Origin of the sequence: Abyssisolibacter fermentans (genome assembly GCF_001559865.1) — a bacterium.
Classification (GTDB): Bacteria; Bacillota; Clostridia; order Tissierellales; family MCWD3; genus Abyssisolibacter; species Abyssisolibacter fermentans.
This window is the reverse complement of the sequence record NZ_LOHE01000018.1, coordinates 1-1,830: the sequence shown is the minus strand read 5'-3', so window position 1 is coordinate 1,830 and position 1,830 is coordinate 1. Positions and strand designations below refer to the sequence as shown.

Here is a 1,830-nt window from a genome sequence, read left to right as displayed (position 1 = left end):
GTTAGCGTAAAGTTATTGTAGGAAAAAAATAAAAAAAGAAAGCACCCTTTTGTGATAATATAAGTTTGCGAAAACAAATTTAACAAAAGGATGGTGCTTTCTTATGTATGATAGTATACTACACTTTAATGAGTTTGGGGTAAAAGTTTTAGAAAAAATAATAAAAACATTTATAGAAGACAAAACACAAACTATCGGAGATTTAGTAGACATGCTGAATAAGCCGTTACAAGAACTACAATGTAATATAATTTCTGAAGTGTTTGAATTAATAGATGAAATATACAGAAATGATATTTCAAGAAAAAAGAATTGGAGCATAATAAGAAAAGATAGCAATAGCTTTATGACAACATGTGGAGAAGTAAAATATAAAAGAACATATTTTAAATCAAAAAAAACAGGAGAAAGAGAATATTTAGCCGATAAGGCGGTTGGCATAAATAGTCATATGAGGATAAGTGATGATGTTGTTGTTAAAACATTAGAAAATGTTGCTGATTATAGTTATAGATTAAGTGGAGAAAATGCGACAAATACAGAAGATATAATTAGCAAGCAAGCGGTATTGAAGCAAGTTCATGATTTAGAAATACCTAAGGCAAAGAAAGTATGTACAGAAAAAAGAAAGGTTAAAGTATTATACATAGACGCAGATGAAGATCATGTATCTCTTCAGTTTAGTAACAAAAAAGGTGACTTAGAAAAAGATAAGTATGGAAGAAAACAAAATACCATAATGCCAAGGTTAGTATATGTTTACGAAGGTGTTGAAAAAGAAACATTGAATGGGAAAAGAAATAAATTAATAAATAGACACTATTTTGGAGGTATATACTCTAAACCAGAAAATTTATGGCAAGAAGTTGTAGAATATATTGATGAAAATTATTATGATGACGAACTAGAGAAAATATATTTATCTGGAGATGGAGCATCTTGGATAAAGACAGGTATTGAAGTGATAGGAGCCAAGTGTAAATTCGTATTAGACAACTATCATTTGAATAAGTATATAACGCAAGCAACAAGTCACTTAGGAGACACTAAAGATGATTACAAACAAGCTATATTTGATGAATTTAGTTTTGAAAACAAGAAAAATATAAAGAAAATATTCAGAGAAATAATAGAATTAACAACAACAGAAACCAAGAAAGAAGCAGTAAGAAGATGTAAAGAATATATACTAAGCCAGTGGAACGGAATAATAATAAAAAATGATGATCCATATGCTCAAATAGGATGTAGTGCCGAAGGCCATGTGAGCCACATATACTCATCTAGATTGAGTTCTAGACCATTAGGATGGTCTAAGATAGGAGTAGATAAAATAGCAAGATTACGTATTTACAAGGCTAATGGAGGAAAAATACGTAGTTTAATAAAATATAAGAAAGACAAAGTTGAAAAAGAAATAAAAAAAGAAATACAGCATAAAATAGATGCAAAAATAAAAATGAAAAGATTGAAATATTTAGAAGTATGGAAAAGTGACACTACAGTAGAGAAAATAGGTAAGACTAATGGATTATATAATGTATTAAAAAGCTTAAGAGGGATATGTGGATAATAAAATAATGATAACTCTCTCTTAGTTGCTAATTATTTGATAAATATAGATATGTCAAGGACTTGCCACCGAGGGTGGTGCGTAGCATCCTTTACATAGCTATATTTATCAAATATCTTCTAAAGAGAGCGAGTTACTGTAAATACAAAATGAATACGCGTTAACAGGAAATATGTTATAATAAAACAAAATAATTCTTACATTATCACTAAGGGGTTTTTCTATCCCTATATTTCCTACAGTAAATTAACGCTATC

Annotated in this window: 1 protein-coding gene; it reads left to right on the top strand. The window is 28.9% G+C overall.

The genetic code is table 11. The features are described from left to right. The first annotated feature begins 103 nt into the window (after positions 1-103). A complete protein-coding gene (locus AYC61_RS01165; RefSeq protein WP_066495576.1) occupies positions 104-1,573 on the top strand; it encodes an ISLre2 family transposase in 1,470 nt (489 codons plus the stop codon). Positions 1,574-1,830: the final 257 nt, after the last annotated feature.

What these genes read in the sequence shown, in the direction of transcription:
- AYC61_RS01165 (WP_066495576.1), top strand. Translation starts at nt 104, where the DNA reads ATGTATGATAGTATACTACACTTTAATGAGTTTGGGGTAAAAGTTTTA.